Origin of the sequence: Paenibacillus sp. FSL H8-0332 (assembly GCF_037963835.1) — a bacterium.
In the GTDB taxonomy this organism is placed as follows: domain Bacteria; phylum Bacillota; class Bacilli; order Paenibacillales; family Paenibacillaceae; genus Paenibacillus_AQ; species Paenibacillus_AQ rhizoplanae.
Window position 1 is genome coordinate 6831237 of record NZ_CP150145.1, and the last position, 23194, is coordinate 6854430.

A 23194-nucleotide genomic window follows, 5' to 3' on the forward strand; every position below is an offset into this window, starting at 1 on the left:
CTGTCAGACTCACCTCCTCTTCGTCATTCTCAGGTGTCTTTAGGTGGGGATGGTGTACGATATGGCAGTCCCCCTTCCCGGTACACTGTCGATATTCAGACCTGCCCCGTACATCTTGAGCAGACGGCGCTGAATATTGCGCAGTCCGATGCCCCCCTCTGTCCGCTCTTCCGAGAGGACCTCCGCAATCTTCTCCGGAGTCATGCCTACACCGTCATCCGTAACCGCTACCTTGAGGCAGCCGGGCAGCAGCTCGACTCTAAGCCGTACCGTCCCTCCGGCCTCCTTCTGCATCAGTCCATGATTAACGGCATTCTCAACAATCGGCTGAATGCTCAGCGGCGGAACCATAGCCATCACATCCTCCGGCACATCGAACTCGATATTCAGCCGTTCATCGAACCGCGCCTGCTCCAGTGCCAGATAGGATCTGACCAGTCCCAGCTCCTTCTCCATGGAGACCGTCTGGCCCCGGTTCTGGAAGTCGAAGCTGCTCCGCAGATACTGGCTGAGGTCCAGCAGCAGCTCTGTGGCCTTGTCCGGGTCCACCGGACAGACCGAGATAATGGCATTTAGCGCATTATATAAGAAATGCGGCTTGATCTGTGCCTGGAGGAAGGCAATCTCCGACTGGACGGATACGCGGATCGACTTGCGCATATCCAGCAGGGTCTGCATCCGCGCCTTGAATTCGCGCACCTCCACCGGCTTGCTCAGATAATCATTCGCCCCGGCCTCGAAGGCTGCAAGGATATCATCGGGGCGGCTGCTCGCCATAAGCACCAGAATCGGCAGCTCGGACAAGGTGAATCGTTCACGGATGGCCTTGCAGAGCAGAAGACCCGGCATTTCCGGCATCACCCAGTCGGCAATCACCAGATCAAGCTCAGGATGCTGCTGGATGATCTGGATCGCTTCAGCTCCGCTGCTGGCCGTAATTACCGAATGGTTCTCCAGCTGAAGTACGCCTACCAGCACGCGCAGGTTAACAGGATCATTATCCACTACCAGAATGGAGCAGCAGTCTTCAGAAGGCAGCTGCACAGGTTCTTCTCCGGGAAGCGGGTACGAAGGCGCCGTCTCCCAGCCGTGAAGCTCTCCGAATTCCTCCTCCAGCAGCGCATTACTCCTCTTCAGGATCGGCTGGGTGAAGCAGAAGATGGAGCCGTGCCCCAGTTCGGAATGCACCTCAATCTCCCCGCCCGTCAGTTCTACCAGCCTCTGGGTAATGCTGAGGCCAAGCCCGTTCTCACGGTAGACCTTACTGGCGGCAGGACCGCTTGGATCATTGGCATCGAAGATCGTGCGCAGACGTTCAGGCGCAATCCCCTGGCCGGTATCCGTTATGATAATGGCAACATACTCTTCTTTAACCTCAGCAGACAGCGTTATCACGCCTCTGGGCGTATAATTCACTGCATTGGCGAGTAAATTATGCAGAATCTGGGCGAAACGCTGCTCATCTGTCTCCAGCAGCGGAAGCTGCCCCGGCAGACTCAGCCGGAATTCCAGCTGGCTGTTGCCGTAGACCTGACGGGTGACCTCCATAATGGAGGAAGCGGACATGCGGAGATCGACGGCCTGCCGGCGCAGGAAGAGCGAGCCGTGATTCAGCTTCGCGAAGTCCGACATATCATGGATAAGAGCCGTAAGCCGCTTGCCGGTAGAGACAATCGTGAGCAGTTGATCCTGCTGGGCAGCGCTGATGGAGCCGGCCGTACCCTGCGCCAGCACCTTGGCCATGTTGACAATCCCCTGCAGCGGCCTCCGCAGCTCCTGCGAGGTATCGGAGATGAAGTCATCCTTCAAGCCGTCAAGCGACAGCAGACGGCGGGAGAGCTGTTCCACCTCTTGGAAGGAGGCTGCGTATTGCCGGGTCATTAAGATCGCCTGCACGAACCCGAACAGGAGAATCTCGTAGGAGATGATGAAATAGCTGAAGGTCATGCCCATGAAGCTGACCAGATAATAGATGATTACCACACTCAAGCTCTCGATGCTGACCATCATCAGGAACATATTCTTCGGATTTCGCCGGGTACCCTGGACCATGGAGTAGAGTACGAAGCCCAGGCTTACCGGGCCCCAGGTCAGCAGCAGAACCTCCAGATAGCTGAACAGATAGGCCGGGACGAATACAGCAATCAGCAGCAGGAATGCCGTAACCAGCCTGGAGGCCTTAATCATCCCAATGGACATCGGGTAGTTCACTGAATTGGCGACATAGTGCAGCAGATAATAATAGACCAGTGTAGAGGACGCAAGCTGCAGCTTGAGTATAATCTCGTAAGGGAATCCGGGCAGCGCTGCCAGGATGAGCTTTTCGCCATGCGTAAAAATGTAGACAAAGGCCGCTATGCAGAACAAGCCCAGATACAATGTGACCCCCCGGCTCTCCCTTACCTTGGAGAACATTAGCAGGAAGAGGGATAACACGAAGAACCCGATCAGTGCAGCCCCGTCTACAAACAGGGCAAATTCCCTGTGCTTCAAAATAGCGGCCTGATTACCGATCACAATCGGCTGAACGATCCCGCCTGAGGAGTAGCTGTAGTTCGCCACCTGCACAATAATCTCCATGGTATCCCCGGTTACCGGGGCGAATCCCATAAAAGGCATGTTATTCTGTCTGCCCTCAGAGGCCGAGGCTGCCGGGGTTCCGCTGCTTCCAATCTCCTGCCCGTTCAAATAAACCTTGCCTGCACTGCGGATGTTGCTGGTACGCAGACCATAGACTACCGCTTCCCCTGGGGTAATCTTCGCCTGGAGGCGGTATGTAGCATAGCCTTTGGCTCTACGCTCCCCCTGTTCGGAGATATCGTCGTTCCATTTCCCCGGAACCTGAATCATCGTAGAGGCGGCGGGGACCTCCTTACCTGCGTTCAACGGATGGAAATCCGCGGGCGACAGCAGTACATCACGGTACAGCTCCCACTCTCCATCCAGCTTCATAATGCCGTCGTGGCGTGAGTCCCAGGAGCGAAGGTCAATCACACCCTGCACCGCCTGCGGCCTGTCTCCCTTGATCTGATGTGTCTGGAGGACCGAGAGCAGCGGAACGATCAACACCAGCACCAGACTGCCGAGAATGCTCAGCCAATACTTTCTCATGTCCTCTGCCAGTCCCTTCTAGTTGTCATTGTATAAATTATACAACAGGCTCCGTTCATCTGAAGCAAAAAAAAAGCCGAGTTCCATTTATTTCGGAATCGGCTGTTCATCTTATTAGAGTTGCGTGTGTGGAATATTTTACTTGGTTTCCGGAGCGGCGGCTGCAGGAACCGCACTCTCCTGAGTCTTCGACAAGAAGATATTCAGGATGATCGCTGTCAGCGACCCGGATACGATTCCGTTCTGCAGCAGCATTCTGGCGAATTCCGGCAGCTGGTCGAACATGGACGGAAGCACGGCAGAGCCAAGGCCCACCGCGATGCTGCAGGCGGCAATCAGCAGATTGCCGTCCTTGCGCAGATCCACATCGGACAGAATCGACATACCGGAAGCGGCAACCGAGCCGAACATGACGATCATCGCCCCGCCCAGCACCGCATTCGGCACCACTGTAGTCAGTGCCGCCAGCTTCGGCAGCAGCCCCAGCACGACCATAATTCCGCCCGCTGCAAAAATAACATTCCGCGTCTTCACCCGCGTCAGCGACAGCAAGCCGACATTCTGGGAGAATGCGGTGTACGGGAAGGCGTTGAACAGGCCGCCCAGCATGATGGCCAGCCCCTCGGAGCGCAGGCCGTTCACGATCTGCTTCTGCTCCACCTGCTGGTCTGTCGCCTTACCAACGGCAAAGTAGACTCCCGTTGATTCGACCATAGACACGATATTCACGATAATCATTGTGAAGATCGCGGTGACGCTGAACTGCGGCCAGCCGAAGTAGAACGGCTGTGCGACACTGACCCAGGAGGCTGTGGTCACGGTAGAGAAATGCACAATGCCCATGGCATAGCCGATCACAGTGCCTACTACCAGACCTACCAGCACGGATACTGAGCGCAGGAACCCTGTAGTCAGCCGGTTCACGGCCAGAATAACGAGCAGGGTGATCAGAGCCAGCAGCAGATTGCGGGGCTGCCCGAAGTCGGCGCTTCCCTGGCCGCCGGCTACATTATTCATCGCGACGGGAATCAGCGACAGCCCGATAATTGTGACTACCGAGCCGGTGACCACGGTCGGGAAGAACTTCAGCAGCTTCCCGTACACCGGGGCTGCCAGCACCACGAACAACCCGGAGATAATGATTGCGCCGTAAGCCGTCGCCAGATTGGAGCCTGAAGCGATGGCGATAATCGGGCTAACCGCCGTGAAGGTACAGCCGAGAACTACCGGCAGCCCGCTTCCGAAATATTTGCTGCCCATAATCTGCAACAGGGTCGCCAGTCCACAGGTGAACAGATCCGCTGCAATCAGATACGCCATCTGCGTACCGTTCAAATTGAGCGCTCCCCCGACAACCAGCGGTACAATGACCGCTCCGGCGTACATCGCCAGTACATGCTGAAGCCCTAGGGCAAATACCTTCTGTTTGCTTAACATCCTGCACACTCCTTGAGTAATCCTTCATTATCTATGAAATGAATCTCACCCGGCGACATCGAAGCAATCCGCGCCAGGGAATACACCGGAATTCCGCGCTGCTCCAGCAGACCGCGTCCCTCCTGGAAGCTCTTCTCGATGACGCAGCCGACCCCGGCCAGCTGCGCCCCGGACTCTGCTACGATATCGCATAGCCCTACAAGTGCCGCACCGGTAGCCAGGAAATCATCGACAATCAATACGGTATCGTCCGGCCCGAGATATTTCTGCGAGATGCTGATCTGGTAGTCCTCCTGACGGGTGAAGGAGTGTACCGGTGCCGAATACACCGCTTCGGACAGGGTGATTGCCTTCTTCTTCTTGGCGTAGATGAACGGCACACCCAGCGCAATCCCCGCCGCCATGGCGAACTGAATACCACTGGCCTCTACAGTCAGCACCTTGGTGATCTGCCGGTCCCCGAAGACCGCTGCGAATTCCTTCCCGATCGCAAGCGCAAGCGCCGTGTCTACCTGATGGTTCAGAAATGAGTCCACTTTCAGTACAGTCTCCGATAGAATCAAGCCTTCTTGTCTAATGCGTTCTTCCAATACTTTCATTACAGCGGATCTTCCTCCTTAGAAATAAAAAACGGATAAAATAAAAAAGGACAGATTCCCTGAGTGTTTCTCTCAAGTGAATCTGTCCTTCTGGGTTTTTGTCCCTTGGTGGTGTAACACATATACGTGTCCGCATCGCTTGGACCAGCCCTTCCCGTGCCGCAGCACAAGAAACGGAACCCTAGATGCGCTATTTCACTCATAGTCGGATAATTACTGTGGTTATCCGGTAGAAACTTATGGGCCATATTCCCAAGATTATATGAGTTATGATGATGTCTGTTTTGAAAACCTTCGTATATCTTACACGCTCTAATCGCTGCTTACAAGCAAAATTTTAAGTATATTGCGGTGATTTCAAAGTTTTCATGAAACTAGACGCAGAAGTGGTTACAACTCCAAAAAACCTTGTAAATATCAGCTGTCCGGTGTTTTCTACAGGTCATCTATATCACTGAAGCCCTATAAAAGATATAATTATATAGATTAGTACCCTAACTGAACAAAGGCGGCGGACAATGAGAATAAAACAACAAGTTTGGTTAGCAACATCAGCTTCTATACTGCTGCTAGGCAGTATGATTACTATATCTATCCTCTTTATGGAGGGTGGCTCGCGCCTGCTCGCAGCAGGAATGGGTGCGGGCGGCATTCTGGTCAGTATCGGCCTTCTTTACAGTATTCAGCGTAATATAGACCACGGCCTGAACCGGATCAAGGAGATCTCGCAGGATATTGCCGCAGACCAGCTTAACCCTGCTGTTGCGGCTACGGTGCGGAAGGATGAATTCGGGCAGCTGGCAGCTTCCTTTTTCGGGCTGGCGGCTGACCTTCACCATAGAACCTCAGAAGAGCGCGAGCTGCGGCTTAGAGCTGAGGAGCAGGCCTGGATTAATACGCAGGTGTCTGAGATGGCGCTGCTGCTTCAAGGCTCTGTCCAGCTGAAGACGGCCTCGCGTGTGTTCATCGGCAGGCTGGCTACCGCTGTCGGCGGAAGCTATGGGGCTATATATCTGAAGCAGGGCAGTCAGCTGAACTTCGCAGCCGGCTATGCCTTCGATGATTCCGCAGGACAACAGGAGGCCATCCCGCTGGGCAGCGGCCTGGTCGGACAATGCGCATTGGACGAGCAGATGATTGTTCTGTACGATCTCCCGGAGAATTATATCAAGGTCCGCTCCGGTCTGGGGGAGGCGGCGCCTTCCTCACTGATTATCGTTCCTATCAAGCATGAGCAGGAAGTTATTGCTGTCATGGAGCTGGCTTCCTTAAGCCCGTTCAGCTCCAAGGAGATGCAGCTGATTGAACGCACCGCACAGAACATGGGGGTGCTGATGAATACCCTGGCGGATGTCGCCAGAATTGAAGAGCTGCTGAGTGAGACACAGGAGCAGAAGGATGAACTGGAAGCTCAGACTGAAGAGCTGCAGGCCCAGACTCAGGAGCTGGAAGCTCAGACCGAAGAGCTGATGGCGCAGACCGAGGAACTGCGGATGCAGACTGAGCAATTGTATGACCAGAAGACAGAGCTGGAGATGCAGGCGGAGAGCCTGCTAAGCTCCAATGAACAGCTCCAGACGCAAATGCAGCTGACAGAGGAGCAAAAAGCCGAGATTGAGGCCCAGGCCGATGAGCTGAAGCAGCAGACGCAGGAGCTATACGCCTCCAATCTGGAATTGCAGGATCAAATGGAGATTTCGCGCCGGCAAACCATGGAGATCAAGGCTCAAGCCGATGAGCTGCAGGCCCAGACGAATGAATTGCTGGAGCAGAAAGAGCAGCTCCAGACCCAGACGGAAGAGCTTCAATCTCAGACTGAGGAGCTTCTATCCCAGACGGATACACTACAGGCCCAGACCGATGAGCTGCAGGTCCAGAAGGAAGAGCTGGCCGCCTCCCATGATCAGCTTCTGCTTCAAGTCAAGCTTACCGAGAAGCAGAAGGAGGAGATTCAGGCGCAGGCACAGGAGATCTTCATGGCCGCGCAGTACAAATCGGAATTCCTGGCCAATGTCTCCCATGAGCTGCGAACACCGCTGAACAGCCTGCTGATCCTCTCGCAGATTCTGGCCGAGAACAAGGACGGCAATCTGGAGGCGAAGCAGCTGGAATACGTCCATACGATCTTCTCCGCAGGCAAGGATCTCCTGCAGCTGATCGATGAGATTCTTGATCTGGCGAAGCTGGAGGTCGGCAAAATGACCCCTGTGATCGAGCCGGTCTCCCCGCAGGATCTCAGCAATCATATCTACCGCCATTTCGAGCAGCAGGCCAAGAAGAAGAACCTGCGGTTCGATGTCCATTCTGACAACCGGCTGCCTGATTATCTGATGACCGACGGCCACCGATTGCAGCAGGTCTTGAATAACCTATTATCCAATGCCATCAAATTCACACCGGAGCAAGGCTCCGTCTCCCTGTCGATCCGCAGCAGCGGCGAAGAGGTCATCTTCGCCGTCAGCGACACCGGTATCGGCATTGCCGCCTCCAAGCTGGACAGCATCTTCGAGGCCTTCCAGCAGGCGGACGGCACCACCAGCCGCAAATATGGCGGAACCGGCCTCGGCCTTACGATCTGCCGGGAGCTGGCTACACTGCTCGGCGGAAGAATCGAGGTTGATTCCGTAGAGGGCAAGGGCAGCACCTTCTCCCTGATCATTCCCGCCGTGGAAGCAGGAGAGGATGCCCGGACCCTTGCTGCCGCAGCTTCAGCAGCAGCCTCTCCTGAGATTCCGGCTTCCGAGCCTATCCGCCGCGAGAATCCGGCCTTCCGCGAGTCCTTCGTGCCCGACATTTCGATCTCCAATCCGAAGCTGCTGCAATATGCTGAGATGGATGATGACCGGAGTAATCTGCTAAGCGGGGATATTATTCTCCTGATCATCGAGGAGGACGCCGAATTCGCCGCCCGGCTGCTGGAGCTGGCGCGCAGCCGGGGCTTCAAGGCCATCGTCGCCTTCCAGGGCGATCAGGGACTTGCCCTGGCCCATGCCTACAAGCCTGATGCGATCCTACTGGATCTGCATCTTCCCGTTCTGGACGGCTGGTCCATTATCAGCCGCCTGAAGAGCCGGCCGGAGCTGCGGCATATCCCCGTGCATGTCATCTCAACAGCTGAAGAGAACCAGCAGAGCCTGTCGATGGGCGCCTTGTCCTTCTGGAAGAAGCCGAATGATTATGCGGAGCTGGAAGCAGCCTTCCTTCAGATCGAGACTTATATCCGCCGTCCGGTGAAGAGTCTGCTGATTGTCGAAGACAATAAGATTCTGCGCAGCAGCCTTGTCGAATTCATCGCCCATCCCGATGTGAACATTATTGCGGTTGGCACCGGAAGAGAAGCAATGGAGCATCTGGCCAGCCATCATTTTGACTGTATGGTACTGGACCTGGGCCTCTCGGATATTTCCGGCTTCGACCTGCTGGAGCAGGTCAAGACCAACCGCAAGCTGCAGACCCTGCCGGTGATCATCTATACAGGCAAGGATCTCAGCAAGACAGATGAGCAGCGCCTTAAGCACTACGCCGAGAGCATTGTGATTAAAAACGTGCGTTCAATGGAACGGCTCTATGACGATACGGCCCTGTACCTCCACCGCAAGTATGCAGACCTTCCGCTGGACAAGCAGCGTCTGATTGAGAACCTTCATAATCCGGAAGCCGCTTTTGCCGGAAAAAGCATTCTGCTTGTGGATGATGATATGCGTAATATCTTTGCGTTATCCAGCGTGCTGGAAGGTTATAATATGGAGATCAGCTTTGCCCAGAATGGCAGAGAAGCCCTTGAGCATCTGAAGACCCACCCCGGCACCCAGCTCATATTCATGGACATCATGATGCCAGAGATGGATGGTTACGAGACGATGGAGCATATCCGGCTTAACCCGGACTATGATCAGATTGTCATTATCGCGCTGACCGCCCGCGCCCTGGAGGAAGACCGGGTCAAATGCCTTGAAGCAGGGGCCAACGATTATATATCCAAACCAATTAATACCACACAGCTGGTGAGCGTGCTGAAATTATGGTTGATTCAATAGGAGGCAGCATGGAGTATCCGATTAATATTTTAGTTGTAGATGACCGGGCAGACGAGCTCCTGTCCCTTCAGGCCTTGCTGGCCGATTCGCCCTACCGGCTGGTTCAAGCCCTCACCGGCATGGATGCGCTGAAATGTCTGCTGGAGCAGGAATTCGCCCTGATCATTATGGATGTGCTGATGCCTGGGATGAACGGATTTGAAACGGCGAAGCGGATTAAGATGCGTCAGAAGTCACGGGATATTCCCATCATTTTCTTAACCTCGCTTACCTCCGAGCTGGAGAACTATATGATGGCCTACTCAGCCGGGGCGATTGACTACCTGACCAAGCCGTTCCATCCGACCGTGTTAAAAAGCAAGATTGACGGCTTCGTCCGTCTCTACCAGACCCGCAAGGAGCTACAGCTCAAAACGCAGGAGCTGGAGACCGCCAACAGCATCCTGACTGAGCTGAAGGAGACCGCCGAGGTGGCCCTGCGAATTAAGAGCGGCTTCCTCGCCATGATGAGCCACGAGATCCGCACCCCGCTGAACGGGATTATTGCCATGTCAGATGTGCTTCGTTCCTCCGAGCTGTCCGCTGACGACCAGGAGATGGCCGAGATTATTCATACCAGCGGTCACGCGCTTGTATCTGTCATTACGCACATCCTGGACTTCACCAAGATTGAATCCGGTAAAATGGAGCTCGATTACGAGCTCTTCAATCTTCACTCCTGTGTCAAGGAGACCGTTGATCTGTTCCGGGCGCTGGCTAGAGAACGCAGCCTGACCTTGGAGACCTCTATTGATCCTGACATTCCTGCCCTGCTTATCGGTGACCCCAACCGTTTGCGGCAGGTACTGAATAACCTGATCGGCAATGCCATCAAGTTCACGATCACCGGCGGCGTCAAAGTGCATGTCCATCTCCGGCAGGTCATGGACCAGCTGCTGGAGCTGGAATTCATTATTGAAGATACCGGTATTGGCATTCCGGCGGACAAGATGAACTATCTATTCCAGCCGTTCACCCAGATCGGAGCCACCATCAACCGCAAGTTCGGCGGAACCGGCCTCGGACTGTCCATCTGCAAAATGCTGGTCGACCTCATGGGCGGTAGGATCTATGCCAAGCCCGATGTAGTGGGCGGAGCTACCTTCATCTTCACCATCCAGGTCACTGAAGGCCATCCGGACTGAGTCCAACAGCATACAAGATACAAGAAGCTCCACCTTCAGATGATGAAGAGGGAGCTTCTTTGTTATTGGTCAGGACTATTGTAGAATGGAATGGACCAACTGTGGAAGGGGATGAACTCTATAGATGGGAACCTCCAGATTCCCTTTGTTCCAGCAAAACTTCGTGCTGCAAGCGCGAAGTACAACTCATCATTGGGAAGGCACTGGCCCCCTTTCCTTAAAGACATTTCGGAATGGCCGGGCCTATTACAAAACAAAACTCGGCCATATGCTGTTGAGCGAGAGGGCTACCTCCTGTTAAATGAAGGGGAGCAGTACGCTATAGCCATTGAGTCAGAAACCGAAGTCGACTCTTTTTGTGTATTTTTCAAGACTGGCTTTGCTGAAGAGGTTCATAGAGCCGTTCATTTAGGAATAGAGAAGTCCTTAGACGATCCATTTTCAGAAACAACGCACCCGTTGCAATTTTACACCAAGTCATACCGCCATAGTCATTTGATAACTCCGCTTATCGAGAACTTCAAGAACTCCTTACCTGTACTCGGTAGCGAGAATCTCTGGGTCGATGAACAGTATCAAAATCTAATTCATGCACTGCTTAACGTCCATCAGAAGATTTCTCAAGAAATTAATACCGTCCCCGGTACGCGTCCGGCCACCAGGGAGGAGCTGTTCCGGCGGTTGACCGTAGCATACGAATACTTGCATGCGTACTACAACCAAAATGTGTCTCTTGAAGAAGTCTCAAAGGTCTCATGTCTCTCTAAAAACCATCTGATCCGCAACTTCCGCCACTTTTTCAAAAGAACGCCACACCAGTTCATCCTCGAAAAAAGGATGCTTGAAGCACAGCGTCTCCTTGCTCAAACGGAAAGCAGTGTAACCGAGATTAGCCTAAGTATTGGCTTCGACAATGTCTCTTCCTTCAATAAGGTTTTTAAACAAAGAACGGGACTCTCACCCCGGATGTTTAGAAAAAAGTGATTTTGGAAAAGTAACGCTTCATCCGCACATGTTACATTTACTGCGTGGAACATACAATATAACAAGGGAGCGATATTGAAATGCATTCAGAATTTCAAATTAAAGGCATTGGGCAAATATCCATTCGGGTACATGACATGGAAGCTGCTACCCGATTCTATCAAGATACCCTAGGCCTAAACCTGTTATTTCAGATCCCAAACATGACCTTCCTGGAGTGTAACGGGATTCAGATGGTCTTGGGTATTGCTGAAGACCCGCGATTCGATCATCCCAGCTCGGTGTTCTATTTCAAGGTTGACAATATTCAAGCATCGTACGAAACGTTAGTCGGGCGGAATGTACATTTCCTGGACAAGCCGCATAAAGTGGCTGAGATGGGTCAAACCGCAACCTGGATGACGTTCTTTCAGGACCCCGACCAGAATGTACATGCACTGATGAGTGAAGTACCTGTGTCTTAATAATCAGCATTCTCCCCTATTTGAAGACTCCACATGGAGAATAGGCCTAAACTCTGATTTTGGTCTAATGTATTACTTTTGTTTTACCCACTCTCTCGTTCATTATTATGGTGGCACGAAAAAAGCACGCAGACGACTGCGTGCTGTGCTGGCCGAAGTATACTTACATCAGACCATTCAAAGGGAATTATCAAACATTAGAATACAAAAGAATACAAAACCACCTTATTAAAAAATAAGGTGGCTAGGGACTTTTAGCAAGCTACGCAAGCTTGGCACGCCGTCTTGGCTATTCGTTATTGTATGCGCCAATTTTAACTTATATTCGTACTAAAGTCAATCCATCTTAGATCCATTCATTTATTTTTGAATTTCCCATCCGTTCAAATAGAGCACAAGTAACATCATCATTACCATACTTATTTTCAATATTCCAAAAATTATGTAAAAACAACTTTATTTCTGTTAAATCAATATACATTCTTAACACTTTTAATACATCGAATAATTTAATTACATACTGTGATCTCATAGGTGATAAATGTAAATCAGAAATGATATGATTATTTACTTTTAAATTATGTGATGTCCTAAACCGATTAACCAGTTCAAAATGAGCACAGGAATTTCGTAGCTCCCTAATTATCTCTAGAGAGTTTATGAACTTCTCCTTCTCGTAGGGCTTCAAATTAAAATCTCTTAAAATCCCATCAAGCGTACGCTTTTTTAATCCATACATTAATATAATTAAATCGTTTAACATGAGTGTTTTAATGACAACCCAGAATGGTGGATTATTATAATCATTAATATATGAGAATTTCAGCTTACAATCATCAATATAGTTTAAACCTTGTATAGTTTCTTCTCTTTGTATATTTATGTTGAGAGATACAGTTGATCCTGAGGTTGTACTTACTGTATTAAGTGCAGCTAAAAGTGTTTTTTGGTTTGAGTTATAGAATGTACAGATGCCCGCTTTTACTTCCCTTATCGAAGAAGATCCAAAACGGCCAGTAAAGACTCCGTTTAGTATTGTCTTCGAAGGCTGATACGTTACAATTCCGCTAAATGCACCTCTGAATTTTCCTCTATACTTATAATTACTTCTAAATAACTCAACTTTCGCAGAGTCAAAATTGAGTTGACCCCAAGCCGGTGTTAAGGTGAAGCTGGTTTAAGTAGCGATCTTGCCAACATAGAAAAACACCGCTTCCTTTGGTAAAGTGAGATTGTCGAGATCCACTAAACCACAGAAGAGGTGTCCCTTCCATGATAAAACAAAAGTCGTCCCTAGATCAACTCCCACCTGAAATGAGACCTGCTTTTCAGGAACTCGGTGTCTTGAAGCACTTGAGAAAAGCAGGATTCAAAAAGACGTTTGGTTATACCTGTTCCCATCTATTTATGCTCGTTTTTGTCTTGCTTTTTCATCAGAAGAACTGGTTTCGTCTGCTCGAAAGTTCCAAAGGTGAAGCGTTTCCTGGCAAAGATGCCGTCTACCGGTTTCTGAATCACAGCCAATTTGCTTGGCGGCGTTTCTTGACTTCACTCAGCAGCGACACCGTTCAGCGAGTCGAAACCTTGACCTCCGTCACGCGAACTTCCGTGTTCATCGTCGACGATTCCATGTTTGAACGAAATCGCAGCAAAGCCGTAGAACTTCTGGCTCGGTTCAAGGATCACGCCACCGGTGCTTATTATAAGGGATTTCGTATGCTGACTTTAGGCTGGTCGGACGGCCATACGTTTCTCCCTTTGGACTTCGCCTTGCTCAGTTCCGTGAAGGCTGGACTAACCGGTATTCATCCGGAAATCGATAAGCGATCCTCTGGGTACAAACGCCGAAAAGAAGCTCTTCTTTCGGCCCCACATCTGGTTTCTGAACTGCTGGATCGGGCCATCGCCTCGGGTGTTTCTGCGACTTACGTACTCATGGATAGCTGGTTCACTCATGCGCCCTTAATCGGGCGAGTGGTGGAACGAGGTCTTCATGTCATTGGCATGGTGAAAAACGACAACAAGCGATATCTCGTTCATGGCAAGCGGGTCGATCTCAAAGGTCTTTACCGATCCGCTACACAAGTGCAAGGGAAGCAGCGGAATATTTTGCGTCAGATTCATACGGAACTGGTTCCTGGTATTCCGGTCGTTGTGGTCTTTGTTCGCCATCGCTCCAAGAAAAACGAGTGGCTCGCGATTCTATCGACGGATCTCACACTGACGGCACCGGAAATCATTCAAATCTACGCTTTACGCTGGGATATCGAAGTCTTTTTTAAATGCACGAAATCCTTGCTACGCCTGCAAAAAGAGTTCCAAGGTCGTTCGTACGATCTGCTCATTAGCCATACCACCATTGTCTTTTCCCGTTATATACTGCTGGCTTGGCAGCATCGGCAAAGTACCGATCAACGGACGCTCGGTGGACTGTTTTATTTGCTTTGCGATGAAGTGGGTACCTTGGATTGGGCAGTAGCTTTACAACAACTGGTGGAATTGATGAACGAGATCGCCAATCAAGTCGGCAAAAAGCTATCCGCTATGATTAAAAGTCAACTCCAGCACTGGATCGCCGCTCTGCCCAATTACATCAAGGCGTACTTGCCGATTTCAGGCTGCGAAAGTTGAGTAAATAATTTATGTGTTTTTTCTTGATCATTGGAATGGTAAAAATATTTCACATATTGTTTTGGACCATCAGTTAATCCTGGTTTATTATAGTGATTTATGTCTATATAGTTGTTGTTTTCTGCCAAAGTTGAGCAATGATTTTTACAAAAATGATATGAGATTGTTGTTTTTAATTTAGTTTCAAACTCAGATATTTTCTTTAGTATTAGGCTCGAAAATTGTTTGTCAAAATCATGGAGCCTTAAAAAATTATCAAATGACTTTTTAGTATATTTCTTAGGTGAACGTTTTGCATCATCAAGTAGGAGTGTCTCATGACCATTTATAAGATCAAAATAGTTCTTATCTTTAAGATGTTCTTTAGCAGAGCTCAAATTATTAATTTGCAAACCCCTATTTTTCAATAACCGAATCTGATCAAAAATAGTATTAAATGCTTTGTCTCTTGGCACCAAAATCCCCCCTTCTAACTATTTTACAAAAATTTAGAATCTATTAATAGACAATATAAGTACTATAATAAATTTCGCCCTACTTATGATAGCTTCACTCTAACAGTAGTCCCCTGCCCCCTATCCCCCCACCGCCGCAATCAGCACCGGCAGGACCAGGAAGGAGGCCAGCGTCGTCCAGACGATACAGCGCGAGACCAGTGCAGGCGAGCTGCCGAAGCGTTCGGCCAGGACGACGGAATTGACTGCCACCGGCATGGAGGCCAGAATCAGCAGCACCGCGAACAGAGTGCCTGTGATGTTCAGGGCGAGCAGCACTAGCGCGGCCAGTAGCGGAGCCAGCACCAGCCGGACGGTCAGCCCCGTCCAGAAGGCCAGCTGCACATTGCGCTCCGTATGCGCGGCTCTGACCTTCACCATTTGCGCGCCGAGAATCGCCAGCACAACCGGCGAATAGGCCCCGGCGACCATCGAAACCCCGGAAGCCAGCTCATGCGGCATATGCAGGCCCAGCGCCCGCAGCAGCAGCGCCAGAATGGCGGCGTAGATGGCTGGCAGCGAGAAGACTGACTTCAACGCGCTGCGCACGGAGAACTGTGACCGGGCGGCAAAATACACGCCGATCGTATTCACGATCACCATCTGGGCGATGACATAGACCGATGCCTTGTCCAGGCCCAGCTGGCCGAAGGCCAGCAGCACCAGCGGCAGACCGTAATTGACGCTGTTCGTGAAGGTGGAGATGAGCGTGAGACCGGCGGCCTCCGGCGGAGCCAGCTTCAGCATTTTACCGATTAGGGTCGCCACACCCCACAGCAGAAACAGATTCAGCAGCGAGAATGAGAGTGTCTTATAGACATCATCGAAGGAGATATCTGCCGTAGCCAGCGTGTCGAGAATAATAGCCGGACTGAGAAAATACAGGTACAGCGTCAGCAGAGGCTTCGTATCAAGCTGCTTATACCGTCCAAGCAGCGCTCCGGCGGCCACCGGAATGGACAGCGGTACTATGACCTCAACAAGTGTCGTGAGTACAGTCTGAATCACAAGCCAGGACTCCTCTATGTAGTAGTTATTTCTACTATAACCCTCCCGGCAGGGAGCGTCTAAGACAAGGAATCAATATCCTTGATAGCAATTGCCTATGGCAGCCAGACATACCCAAACCCCACAAAATGGGGAGTAAGCCTCGATGGTGACTCAAGTACTTTGCGGGGGAGCCCAAAACATAAAAAAAATCCCGCGCCCTTAAATTAAGGGCCACGGGATTCCGGTTAAGACTTCGGTTTACAGCATTTTGATCTCAAGCAGCTCGTATTTGATGACACCCATCGGGGCATTGACGCTGATGATATCGCCTACCTTTTTGCCGATCAGCTCTTTGCCGAGAGGGCTCTCGTAGGAGATCTTGTTGTCCAGCACATCGGCTTCCGCCGGCCCAACCACTCTATATTCGATCTTCTCCGAGTACTCCACATCATTGAGGATAACGATGCAGCCTACGCTGACTGTGCTCAGATCCAGATTGCTGGCATCCACGATCTGCGCCTTGATCAGCATCTTCTCCAGAATCATAATGCGGGTCTCCATGAAGGATTGATCCTCCTTGGCGGAGTGGTATTCGCTGTTCTCCTTCAGATCGCCGTAGCTGATCGCCAGCTTAAGCCGGGCGGCAAGCTCCTTACGCCCTGCTCCCTTCAGCTCTCTTAGCTCTTCCTCCAGCTTGGCCAGGCCTTCTTTGGTCAAAAATACTTCATCATTGTTGGACATGTATACAACTCCTATTATTTGCTCGCTTTATAGTATTCTAACTCATAATCGCCCAACATGCGAAGAGAAAGCGCTATAACGCATGATAAAGGAGTATTTAGGGCAGAGTCCCGGCTTCAAGCCTCCGCCTGCGGAGCAGGGGCCGCTGCAAGCTTGCCGTTCCCGCCTCTCAGGAGGAAGGTCAGCGGAATAGCCAGCAGCCCCACTGCCGTAGCGATCAGGAAAATATCCTGTACGCCCATCGTCATCCCCTGCGCTTTCATAATCAGGTAGCCTTAGCATAAGGCCGGTATTATCAATTATACTAGGGAGACATATGACAAAGTAACCGGTAAAGGACGGAATCTAACTATGGCTGATGAACAGAAGGACAAGCACCTCGAAGCTCTGAACCAGGAGCTGATTACGCTGATCCGCCACGGCTCGCTGGATAAGAAGCATGGCGGGCTGGACCGCTCCTCGTATACCCTGCTCCAACATCTGTCGATGCACGACAAGGTAGGTGTTAAGGCGCTTGCCGAACAATTCGGCCTCGACACCTCTACCATCAGCAGGCAGACAAGCGTCCTGGAGGCGAAGAACTATGTGGAACGGGTGCCTGATCCGCAGGACGGGCGCTCCAGCTATTTTCAGCTTACAATGCTTGGTGCACAGACCTTCGCTGAGGCCCGGGACATCCGGCTGGAGCGCTACGGGCAGATCTTCGAGGACTGGTCCCCGGAGGATTGCGGACTCTTCAGCGGACTGCTCGCCCGGCTCAACCGCACCCTGCAGCAAAAATAGCACGAAGAGGATTGACGGATGCTGGCGAAGCTGGTAGATTAGATTAAATTAATCATACAAGTTAACTCGGAATTACATTTTAGCCAAAGGGGCCGGTCTGCATGAACTTTATTTTCTTTTCCCCGCATTTCCCCAAGAACAGCGCTGAATTCTGTACGCACCTGCGGGAGCAGGGGGCCACGGTGCTTGGGATTGGCGATGCAGCCTATGACCAGCTGGAGGACAAGCTGAAATCGGCACTGACCGAATACTATAAGGTAAGCAATCTGGAGAGCTATGAGGAGATTCTGCGGGCTGTCGGCTATTTCACCCATAAGTACGGCAAGATTGACCGCTTCGAGTCACTGAATGAATACTGGCTGGAGCAGGATGCGGCTATCCGGACGGACTTCAACATCTACGGCACCAAGTCGGATTTCGTCCATAACCTGAAGCAGAAGTCCAAGATGAAGGAGTTTTTCCACAAAAGCGGTGTTAGCACCGTTCAGTTCTCCACAGGCACAACGCGTGAGAGCGTGGAGAGCTTCATCCAGAGCGCCGGCTTCCCGCTGGTGGTGAAGCCCGATCTGGGCTCCGGGGCCAGTAATACGTACAAGATTAATAATGAAGAGGAGCTCCAGCACTTTTTTGACACGAAGCCGGGGGATGTAGCCTTCATTATTGAAGAATTCATAGACGGGGTCATCCTCACCTATGACGGGCTGGTGGACAGGGACGGGAATGTACGCTTCGCGGTCAGCCACCTGTTCGAGAACAGTGTGATGGATGTCGTCAATACGGACAATCACCTCTACTACTTCTGTCTGCGGGAGATCAGTCCGGAGGTCGAGGAGGCGGGGCGGAGCATTTTGCAGGCTTTTGACATCCGGGAACGGTTCTTCCATATCGAGCTGTTCAAATCGCACAAGGATGGCCGGATCATTGCCCTGGAAGTGAATATGCGCCCGCCCGGCGCCTGGATGACCGATGCGATTAACTTCGCCTATGATGTTAATATCTATAAGGAATGGGCCAGCATGGTTGTGCACAATGAGGTCGGCGGTCCATACGAAGGCAAATATTATACCGGCTATGCCAGCCGTAAGAATCATAAGCATTACGCTCACAGCCATGAGGACATCTATCGTGAATTCGGCGGGAAGATTGTTGGTTATGACGAGATTGAAGAGGTCTTCAGCAGAGCGATGGGCAACAGCGCTTATCAGTTCCGTTCACCCGAGCTTTCGGAGGTCAGAGACATTAGAGGCTATATTCAACAAGAAGAGGGATAGGATGTGTTAACGGATGAGGATTAGCTACCATAAGGAGTACAGCCACAACCTGGGCAGAGACATGGAGTATAAAATATACGGCCACGCCGGCAAACCGATGCTCGTCTTCCCCACCTCGCTTGGACGCTTTTATCAATATGAGGATTCGGGCATGATCGATACGCTCTCGTCCTTCATTGAAGCGGGCAAGCTGCAGATCTGGGCCTGTGACAGTCTGGATGAGGAGACCTTCTTCTCCACCCACTGGAACAACGAGGACCGGATACACCGCCATGAACAGTATGACAAATATATTGCGCATGAGCTGATTCCCGGCATCCTCCATGAGAGCAAACGCAGCAACGGCGGGACCGACCAGCGTATTCTGATCTCCGGCTGCTCGATGGGCGCTTATTACAGCGCCAGCTTCTTTTTCCGTTATCCGCACTATTTCGATACCTTGATCGCCCTGAGCGGCGTCTACTCGACCTATTATTTCTTCGGCGACTATATGAGCGGGGACGTCTACCTCAATTCACCGCTGCATTACTTGCCGGGGCTGACGGATGAGCATTATCTGAACCAGTACCGCAGCAGCACAATTATCGCCTGTGTCGGTCAAGGGGCGTATGAGGACGAGATGCTGCATGAGACCCGGCTGCTTCAGGAGGTGCTGGGGCAGAAGGGCATTCCCGCACGGATCGACTACTGGGGCCATGATGTCAGCCATGACTGGCCATGGTGGAACAAGCAGATTCATTATTATGTGGAAGGCTGCCTGGGCTAGTGAAGCCGGGGCTTGAACGCGAATCCATTTGTAGATTTGCACAAAAAAAAGGAACTGCTGAAATCAGCAGTTCCTTTTTTTTGAGACCACTGCCGCCTTGTCCTATGCAGGAACATGCTCCGAACAGAACTGTAGCAGCGCGGCTTGCTCATCTTCTTCCATATCGAAATCGAGCAGCTGGCCTGATGAGGTCTCCAGCAGATCGTAGCTGACAATGCTTGTCTGCTCTTCTTCCACTTTGACTATCACGCGTGCGGACACGCCGTTCTCCACGTACAGCTCATCATCCTCCGGCACATCAATATTCACGACGAACTCATATCGCTTGCCGCTTAGAATATTAAAAGGATCTCTTACGTTCTCCACGGTGTAGCTTGTAAATGTCAACAAGTTGCATTCCTCATTTCTCAATTCACTGCCAGATTATTGTAACACAGTATCTGCGGCTTTGCCTTTGGTCTTCTTGATTTGCTTGCTGCGCAGTTGTCCGCAGGCCGCATCAATATCGACGCCCTGCTCCAGCCGGGTGCTGACGCTGACGCCCTGCTTCTTCAGCGTATCGAAGAACGCACGCACCGACTCCCGCTCGCTCCGCTGATACTGGCTGTGCTCATCCACGGGGTTATACGGAATCAGGTTGACGTTCGCCAACTGGCGGCGGTCTCCGATTAACTCGGCCAGCTCCAGCGCATGCTCCTCGCGGTCATTGATATCCTTCAGCAGGATATATTCCAGCGTGATTCTCCGGTTCGTCTTCTCCAGATAGTAATCAATCGCCGGCATTAACTTCTCTATAGGAATGGCCCGGTTAATCTTCATAATCTGTGTCCGCAGCTCATTATTCGGGGCATGCAGCGAGATCGCCAGATTAACCTGCATATTGGCGTCGGCGAATTCTCTGATTTTGTCCGCCAGGCCGCTGGTGGATACGGTAATTCCTTTGCCGGCTATCGCCAGACCCTTGTGGTCCTTGATAGTAATCAGGAAGTTCAGCAGATGCCGGAAGTTATCGAACGGCTCGCCGATGCCCATAACCACGACATGAGTCACCTTCTGACCCAGACCGGCCTGATCCAGGTAATGCTGCACCTTCATAATCTGCTCCACGATCTCGCCGCTGGTCAGGTCCCGGCTCTTCGCCAGCAACCCGCTTGCACAGAAGCTACAACCTATATTACAACCGACCTGAGTGGTGACACATACGGACAAGCCGTATTTTTGCCGCATCATCACCGTCTCAATCAGGTTGCCATCCTGGAGGCGGAAGAGGAACTTCACCGTACCGTCCGCTGATTCCTGCTTCACATGCTCTTCCATCGTCTGAAATACATAATGCTGTTCCAGCAGCTCTATGCATTCCTGATTCATTCCGTCCATCTCGGCGAAGCTGGTGATCCGCTTGCGGTACAGCCATTCCCAGACAGCGGTGGCCCGGGATTTCTTGTGGCCATGCTCCAGCAGCCATGCCGTCAATTGCTCCAAAGTCAATCCATAAATGGATTCTTTATTCATTTCATATCCTCTTTTCAAAACATTAAAGTTCAATCTATCTACTCTACCTTGACAGGGACATTAGCAGCAACAATACCTTATTGTCTCAAATTTCGTTTATTAAAACAAGAGGAAACACTGCGGAGTTAGGTGCTTTTGAGCCGGGAAAATAAAAAGCGCAGTCCGCAGGGACCACGCCTTTTCGCCAAACCTTATTTATACAGAACCTTCTCGACATTGTACTTCGCGCGAAGCTTGTTCACGATGTATGTCTCATAAATCTCTCTGTCCACTGGATCTTCGATGATACAGACTTCAATGCGGGTAACCTCGTCGCGGTGGGGCTTCATTACGGATACATTGTCCTCGAAATGCTTCTTGATCCGCGGTCTCAGCTTGCGGGCCTTGCCCACAAACAGCAGCTCGTCCTGATCATTGTAGAACATGAAGATGCCGCCGGCTTCGCGGGTAATCAGGTGGAAATCGGTGAATCCGTAAATATGGCTCAGCTCAGGGTTAGCTTGCTTGTAAATAATAACTTCCGGTGACGGAATGGTAATGCTGATCATTAAGCTTCACTTCCTCATTGGATATAGAAATAAATAGTATCACAGAATGGGTAACGTGACTATTTCTATCTTGTGCAAATTACCCTTGAGCTATAAGAGGAAATTAAAAAATCCGGCTGAGCGGCTACAAATCATGCAGGTAATTGATCAGTCACTAATATATACACTCCACTCTCAGGCCCATAGGTTACTTGCGCTTCGGCTTCAATTCAGGCATGTTCAGCGTAAGCGCCATATTGCACAGCATCGAATTAGCCAGGAAGGTGCTCACCTTGACCTCAGGATGCGCAAACCCGGCAACAGTGAACTTACTCTCCATCAGACGATTGACCTCCAGCATTCCAGCCTGCATGGCCTGCCGGATCGCTTATTCATATAGGCCTCCCCTTTATGCCGAAGCATCCGCTCCAGCAACGATTGGTTATTGATCAATCACTCTTCATAGACTGATGAAAAGGGCAGCCCTTCGCTTCCGCTACCTCATGCTTCCCAGGGTCCGCCTGTTGCTTCTTCCGGTAGACGAAGCGCGGGCTTAGCTGCAAATCACGCAGCTTGTTATCATTCCAGATCGGCGTGGAGGAAGGCGACATCGGCGGGATCAGCCAGCCCCATTTACCGGATACCTCACGCCCCTGCTGCTTCTCCTGCTCCTGGAAGCGGACGAACTGGTCTGCCGCTGTATGATGATCCACAATACTAACCCCCGCTTGCTTGAAGGAATAGAGGACGGCACGGTTCAGCTCCAGCAGCGCCCGGTCCTTCCACAGCGAGGTATTAGTGGAGCGGTCAAGGCCCAGAAGATCAGCCACCGCAGGCAGACGGTTGTAGCGGTCCGTATCCCCGAAATTCCGCGAGCCGATCTCCGTCTCCATGTACCAGCCGTTGAATGGCGCTGCCGGGTAACGGATGCCGCCGATCTCCAGGCACATGTCCGAGACAATCGGAACGGAATACCAGCGCAGCCTTAGCTCCGTGAATTGCAGGATCTCCGGGTGGCTGAGCGGCACCTCCTGTACAAGTCCTGCCGGGATAGGGAAGCAGCGGGGTTCCTCCCCGCCGATGCCGATCACGAGCGGCAGAATATCGAAGTCCCCGCCGGTACCCTGCCAGCCCAGCTTCAGGCAGACTGCGGTGAATTCGTCCGAGGCCGGGTCACCAGCACGCGGATGCTCCCCTTCCCCGGGATAACCGGCATAGCGGATGAGCTGATGATTCCAGATCCGGATAGCATGGCCTTGCTCCTCTTCACTGCGGAAGACGGTAATGACCGGCCGGATACGGCCGCCGTTATTGGCATGCCCCATATGATGCAGCAGCGCCTCCGCGACCTCCGCTACAGTCTCTGCTCTGCGGGCGTCAATCACATCTAAGGAATGCCAGAATAGTCTTCCGATGCAGCGGCTGTTATGGCGCCAGGCCATCCTTGCCCCGTGTGCCAGCTCTTCTCCCGTATGCTTGTATGTACCTGTGCGCTGCACCTCTTCGCGTATGTCCGCCAGACGCAGGTCCCGTTCGCCCTCTGTTAACCCCAGTTCCTGATAGCAGGCCGTGATGAAGGACTCCGCCTGCCGGATCAATTCCTGGGTGTCATGCTGTGGAACTGTGTATTTCATCTTCTCTCTCCTATCCGTGCGTTCCCTGC

At 51.6% G+C, this 23194-nt stretch carries 20 protein-coding genes and 1 riboswitch; of the genes, 8 read left to right on the top strand and 12 right to left on the bottom strand.

The window, feature by feature from the left end:
* Nucleotides 1–39 precede the first annotated feature (39 nt).
* The 3 genes from NST43_RS29700 to NST43_RS29710 form a co-directional block, all read right to left on the bottom strand.
* Nucleotides 40–3111 carry an ATP-binding protein gene (locus NST43_RS29700; protein ID WP_339220989.1) on the bottom strand — a complete coding sequence of 1024 codons (3072 nt, stop codon included), beginning with the start codon at nt 3109–3111 and terminating at the stop codon, nt 40–42.
* Between the two features lie 138 nt (nt 3112–3249).
* Nucleotides 3250–4548: a nucleobase:cation symporter-2 family protein gene (locus NST43_RS29705; protein WP_339220991.1), complete on the bottom strand. Its 1299-nt coding sequence runs from the start codon at nt 4546–4548 to the stop codon at nt 3250–3252.
* The gene (locus NST43_RS29710; protein WP_339220992.1) at nt 4542–5147 is read right to left on the bottom strand and encodes a xanthine phosphoribosyltransferase; all 606 of its coding nucleotides are present in this window, start codon (nt 5145–5147) and stop codon (nt 4542–4544) included. Before NST43_RS29710 ends, NST43_RS29705 begins: the two co-directional genes overlap by 7 nt.
* Before the next feature lie 182 nt (nt 5148–5329).
* Nucleotides 5330–5433, bottom strand: a riboswitch (purine riboswitch).
* A gap of 316 nt (nt 5434–5749) precedes the next feature.
* Between NST43_RS29710 and NST43_RS29715 the strand changes: the two genes are divergently transcribed.
* The 5 genes from NST43_RS29715 (at nt 5750) to NST43_RS29735 (ending at nt 14447) form a co-directional block, all read left to right on the top strand.
* Nucleotides 5750–9184 (top strand): response regulator, encoded by a 3435-nt coding sequence (locus NST43_RS29715; protein WP_339220993.1) that lies wholly within the window; start codon nt 5750–5752, stop codon nt 9182–9184.
* Between the two features lie 8 nt (nt 9185–9192).
* Complete coding sequence (locus NST43_RS29720) at nt 9193–10368, top strand: ATP-binding protein (protein ID WP_339220994.1); 1176 nt, start codon at nt 9193–9195, stop codon at nt 10366–10368.
* A 90-nt stretch (nt 10369–10458) separates the two neighbouring features.
* Nucleotides 10459–11352: an AraC family transcriptional regulator gene (locus NST43_RS29725; RefSeq protein WP_339220995.1), complete on the top strand. Its 894-nt coding sequence runs from the start codon at nt 10459–10461 to the stop codon at nt 11350–11352.
* 80 nt (nt 11353–11432) lie between these two features.
* Nucleotides 11433–11816, top strand: a complete 384-nt coding sequence (locus NST43_RS29730) for a VOC family protein (RefSeq protein ID WP_209986690.1) — start codon at nt 11433–11435, stop codon at nt 11814–11816.
* 1272 nt (nt 11817–13088) lie between these two features.
* Nucleotides 13089–14447: a transposase gene (locus tag NST43_RS29735; protein ID WP_339219482.1), complete on the top strand. Its 1359-nt coding sequence runs from the start codon at nt 13089–13091 to the stop codon at nt 14445–14447.
* Here the strand turns inward: NST43_RS29735 and NST43_RS29740 are convergent.
* The 4 genes from NST43_RS29740 to NST43_RS29755 all read right to left on the bottom strand — a co-directional run bounded on the left by NST43_RS29740 (nt 14405) and on the right by NST43_RS29755 (nt 16935).
* Nucleotides 14405–14902 (bottom strand): Abi family protein, encoded by a 498-nt coding sequence (locus NST43_RS29740; protein WP_339220997.1) that lies wholly within the window; start codon nt 14900–14902, stop codon nt 14405–14407. The two genes, NST43_RS29735 and NST43_RS29740, sit on opposite strands and share 43 nt — an antisense overlap.
* Before the next feature lie 120 nt (nt 14903–15022).
* Nucleotides 15023–15949, bottom strand: coding sequence for an AEC family transporter (locus tag NST43_RS29745; protein ID WP_339220999.1), 927 nt, complete (start codon nt 15947–15949; stop codon nt 15023–15025).
* Nucleotides 15950–16189: 240 nt separating this feature from the next.
* The gene (gene greA / locus NST43_RS29750; protein ID WP_209986700.1) at nt 16190–16672 is read right to left on the bottom strand and encodes a transcription elongation factor GreA; all 483 of its coding nucleotides are present in this window, start codon (nt 16670–16672) and stop codon (nt 16190–16192) included.
* Between the two features lie 116 nt (nt 16673–16788).
* Nucleotides 16789–16935, bottom strand: coding sequence for a hypothetical protein (locus NST43_RS29755; protein WP_339221001.1), 147 nt, complete (start codon nt 16933–16935; stop codon nt 16789–16791).
* A gap of 88 nt (nt 16936–17023) precedes the next feature.
* On the opposite strand from NST43_RS29755, the gene NST43_RS29760 reads away from it, so the two are divergent.
* The 3 genes from NST43_RS29760 (at nt 17024) to NST43_RS29770 (ending at nt 19492) form a co-directional block, all read left to right on the top strand.
* Nucleotides 17024–17455 (top strand): MarR family transcriptional regulator, encoded by a 432-nt coding sequence (locus NST43_RS29760; RefSeq protein WP_209986706.1) that lies wholly within the window; start codon nt 17024–17026, stop codon nt 17453–17455.
* 101 nt (nt 17456–17556) lie between these two features.
* Nucleotides 17557–18726, top strand: a complete 1170-nt coding sequence (locus NST43_RS29765; protein ID WP_339221002.1) for an ATP-grasp domain-containing protein — start codon at nt 17557–17559, stop codon at nt 18724–18726.
* A 13-nt stretch (nt 18727–18739) separates the two neighbouring features.
* Entirely contained in the window at nt 18740–19492 is a 753-nt protein-coding gene (locus tag NST43_RS29770) for an alpha/beta hydrolase-fold protein (RefSeq protein ID WP_339221003.1), read from the top strand.
* A gap of 102 nt (nt 19493–19594) precedes the next feature.
* Here the strand turns inward: NST43_RS29770 and NST43_RS29775 are convergent, their stop codons facing one another.
* The 5 genes from NST43_RS29775 to NST43_RS29795 form a co-directional block, all read right to left on the bottom strand.
* The gene (locus tag NST43_RS29775; protein ID WP_036722763.1) at nt 19595–19882 is read right to left on the bottom strand and encodes a DUF6509 family protein; all 288 of its coding nucleotides are present in this window, start codon (nt 19880–19882) and stop codon (nt 19595–19597) included.
* Nucleotides 19883–19915: 33 nt separating this feature from the next.
* Nucleotides 19916–21004, bottom strand: a complete 1089-nt coding sequence (gene rlmN / locus NST43_RS29780; RefSeq protein WP_209986714.1) for a 23S rRNA (adenine(2503)-C(2))-methyltransferase RlmN — start codon at nt 21002–21004, stop codon at nt 19916–19918.
* Nucleotides 21005–21195: 191 nt separating this feature from the next.
* Nucleotides 21196–21552 (bottom strand): nucleotide excision repair endonuclease, encoded by a 357-nt coding sequence (locus NST43_RS29785; protein WP_339221005.1) that lies wholly within the window; start codon nt 21550–21552, stop codon nt 21196–21198.
* Nucleotides 21553–21739: 187 nt separating this feature from the next.
* On the bottom strand, nt 21740–21904 hold the full coding sequence (locus NST43_RS29790) for a hypothetical protein (protein WP_339221007.1): 165 nt from the start codon (nt 21902–21904) through the stop codon (nt 21740–21742).
* 76 nt (nt 21905–21980) lie between these two features.
* Complete coding sequence (locus tag NST43_RS29795; RefSeq protein ID WP_339221009.1) at nt 21981–23165, bottom strand: nitric oxide synthase oxygenase; 1185 nt, start codon at nt 23163–23165, stop codon at nt 21981–21983.
* Nucleotides 23166–23194: the final 29 nt, after the last annotated feature.